At 56.6% G+C, this 781-nt stretch carries 1 protein-coding gene; it reads right to left on the bottom strand.

The genetic code is table 11. The features are described 5' to 3' along the window. Positions 1-781, bottom strand: a 781-nt coding sequence (locus DNJ95_RS19120; protein ID WP_165491673.1) for a DUF6862 domain-containing protein, incomplete at both ends; no start/stop codon positions are given.

Genomic DNA, 781 nt, shown 5'->3' with positions numbered 1-781 from the left:
CTTTTGCCCCACCAACCGCCCCAGCCCCTCTAGCCTGACCCAATAGCGCCACAATAGCCAACGCAGCTTCATTTGTCAGCCCCGCCGGTGTCTGCGCCAGAATATCCCGAACGCTCTCATACTCCCGGGCTAGTGAGTATTTAGTGTAACCCTCCATATCATTTCTGATGAGGTCATCGTGCAGTGCCCTCCATTCCGCGTTGTCCTTGTAGGGGCCATAGCTTTCTAGCGCGGTAAACGCATCTGCTCGCAGTGATTTACAAGCCGTGCTTTCCAGTGCTCCCCTGCAGGCGAACTTCAGTTCTTCATCTCGCTGCTTATCAAGCAGATCAAGCTGGTCACGTCGATCACATGCCATTTGATCACCAGCCTGGCAAGCCTGGTGTTTCTCCAAACGCTCTTCGGCTTCAGCATGGTTCAAGTAGTTGTAACTGGTCGCGCCCCCTGCCACCGCCGATGCGACCTGCAGGCTTTCGGCATCCCCGCCTTGCAATGCCGCCGTGAACACGCCGATCAACTGCGAGTTCATCACCAACAGCTTCTGCCGTTGCTCATCGTCCATTTCCTGGTACTGAGCATCCAGGTTGGCGACCAACAGCTCGTTCACACCCGCCGCCAATGCACCGGATTTGAAATCCCCGCCCATAGCTTCGGCGACGAGGCCACCCATCACGGCATGCAGACCAGCCTTGGCGACACTGCCGTCTTGTAAATCCCATTTGCCTGGTAGGCTTTGGTCACCAATCCAGTTGAACCCCGCCGCCATGAAGGTATTGGCCAG

It is taken from the genome of Stutzerimonas kirkiae (assembly GCF_004327335.1).
Classification (GTDB): domain Bacteria; phylum Pseudomonadota; class Gammaproteobacteria; order Pseudomonadales; family Pseudomonadaceae; genus Stutzerimonas; species Stutzerimonas kirkiae.
The sequence above is the reverse complement of the archived record's forward strand: the minus strand, read 5'-3'. Positions and strand labels throughout refer to the sequence as shown.